A 2,532-nucleotide genomic window follows, 5' to 3' on the forward strand; every position below is an offset into this window, starting at 1 on the left:
GGTGGGTTGGGCCCGTACAGGTCGGTCTCGACGTGGACGACGGTGGTGCGCTGGGCGGCCTTGGCCTTCTCCATCGCGGTACGGAACTCCTCCACCGAGGCGGCGTGCAGGACGTCCGCGCCAAGGCTCGATGCATTCGCCGCCAGGTCGACGGGAAGGACATCGCCGTCGAGGAGGCCGGAATCGCCGTCGCGATAGCGGTACTTGGTGCCGAACCGCTGCGAGCCGAGCGCCTCCGACAGTGCGCCGATGGAGGCGAAGCCGTGGTTCTGGACGAGGACGATGATGACCTTCAGGCCCTCGGAGACCATGGTCACGATCTCCTGAGCCATCATCAGATACGAGCCGTCGCCGACGAGGACGACGACCTCGCGCGACGGGTCGGCCATCTTCGTACCGACGCCGGCGGCGATCTCGTAGCCCATGCAGGAGTACGCGTACTCCACGTGGTAGGCCTTCGGATCGCGTGCCCGCCACAGTTGTTGGAGGTCGCCGGGCATGGAGCCGGCCGCGTTGATGACGACGGCACGGTCGTCGAGGACGTCGTTGAGCGCGCCGAGGATCTCGGTCTGGGCGGGCAGAGGGCCGTGACCGACGGTGAAGCAGCGGTCCTCGATCTCCCGGGTACGGGAGAGCAGTCGGCGCGTGTGCTCGCGGTAGGAGGGGTCGGCCTCCCAGTCGGTCAGCGCTCCGGCGAGGGCCTGGATGCCGAGCCGGGCGTCGGTCACCAGCGGTTCGGCGGAGTGCTTGACGGCGTCCAGACGGGCGACGTTGAGGTTGACGAAGGTGACGTCGGGGTTGGCGAAGACGGTGTGGCTGGCGGTGGTGAAGTCGGAGTAGCGGGTGCCGATGCCCAGGACGACGTCGGCCTCGCGGGCCAGCTCGTTGGCGGCGTAGGAGCCGGTGGAGCCGATGCCGCCGACCGCGCAGGGATGGTCCCACGGCACCGCGCCCTTGCCGGCGTGCGTGTCCGCGACCGGGACACCGGTGGCCTCGGCGAAGGCGCGCAACTGGGTCTCGGCACCGGAGTACACCACGCCACCGCCCGCCACGATCAGCGGCTTCGTCGCGTTACGGAGCAGCGCGGCGGCCCGTTCGACGGCGGCCGGCTCCGGCACGGGACGGCCCACGTGCCACACCCGCCGCCGGAAGAAGGCGACCGGCCAGTCGTACGCCTCGGCCTGCGCGTCCTGCGGCAGCGCGAGCGTCACAGCGCCGGTCTCCACCGGGTCGGTCAGCACCCGCATCGCCGCCAGCGCGGCCGGGATCAGCTGCTCGGGACGCTGGATCCGGTCGAAGTACTTCGACACGGCGCGGAAGGCGTCGTTGACGGTGACGTCCCCGCCGCGGGTGTCCTCCAGCTGCTGGAGCACCGGGTCGGCGGCGCGGGTGGCGAACATGTCGGACGGCAGCAGCAGGACCGGGATCCGGTTGGTGGTGGCGAGTGCCGCACCCGTGATCATGTTGGTCGAGCCGGGTCCGGTCGACGCGGTGCAGGCGAAGGTGGCCAGCCGGTCGCGCATCTTCGCGTAGGCCACCGACGCATGGACCATGCCCTGCTCGTTGCGGGCCAAGTAGTAAGGGAGACCGGCCTCTTGAGTGACAGCGGCCTGGAGGAGGGCCTGGCCGAGGCCGGCCACGTTGCCATGCCCGAAGATGCCCCAGACGCCGGGGATCAGCCGCTGCTCCCGGCCGTCGCGCTCGCTGTACTGGTTCGCCAGGAAGCGGACGAGGGCCTGGGCCGTGGTCAGTCGTACGGTGTTCATCGGTCCTCTCCGAAGGGCAGCCGGTCGTCGACGTCCTGGGACTCCCACGTCGAACGCACCCACCCGTGCGCCGGGTCGTCGCAGATCAGCCAGGCGCGGTCCTGGCCCGGGCCCGCCATGACGTTGAGGTAGTAGAGGTCGTAGCCGGGCGCGGCGATCGACGGGCCGTGCCAGCCGTGCGGGATCAGGACCGTGTCGCCGGAGCGGATCTCGGCGAGCACATCGATGGGCCGGTCCTCGGTGCCGTACACCCGCTGGTAGCCGAAGCCGTTCTCGTCCGCGACCTGGAAGTAATAGATCTCCTCCAGCTCCGACTCCTCGCCGGGGCGGGCCTCGTCGTGCTTGTGCGGCGGGTAGGAGGACCAGTTGCCGCCGGGTGTGAGTACCTCGCACACCAGCAGCTGCTCGGCGTCGAAGGTGTCGGGCAGGCAGTAGTTGTTGACCTGCCGCGAGCAGGCGCCGGCGCCGCGCAGCTCGACCGGCACGTCCTCCTTGCGCCCGTACCGGGCAGGCAGTCCGCCTCGCTCGGTACGGGCGGAGGGCAGCGCGAACCTCCCACCGGATGCGCTGCTGATCAGGGCCTCCGACGCGCGCGGCAGATACGCGAAGTCGGTGACCGAGGCGAACACGCCCGTCCGGCCGTCGAGTTCGAAGGCCTCGCCGCCCGTGGTGACGGTGCACGAGCCCATCAGCGGCAGGACCAGGAACTCGGACTCCCCGGTGGACAGGGTGTGCGCCTCACCCGGGCCCAGGGTCAGGATCCTGA

2 protein-coding genes are annotated in these 2,532 nt (G+C 70.6%); both read right to left on the reverse strand.

Annotated elements, in window-relative coordinates:
• Positions 1 to 1,766, reverse strand: a 1,766-nt coding sequence (iolD, locus tag StrepF001_RS44935) for a 3D-(3,5/4)-trihydroxycyclohexane-1,2-dione acylhydrolase (decyclizing) (RefSeq protein WP_129803834.1), incomplete at its 3' end; no start/stop codon positions are given.
• Positions 1,763 to 2,532, reverse strand: a 770-nt coding sequence (gene iolB, locus StrepF001_RS44940) for a 5-deoxy-glucuronate isomerase (RefSeq protein ID WP_129803835.1), incomplete at its 5' end; no start/stop codon positions are given. The genes iolB and iolD, both read right to left, overlap by 4 nt.

This window comes from Streptomyces sp. F001 (assembly GCF_004187715.1).
Lineage (GTDB): Bacteria > Actinomycetota > Actinomycetes > Streptomycetales > Streptomycetaceae > Streptomyces > Streptomyces flavusporus.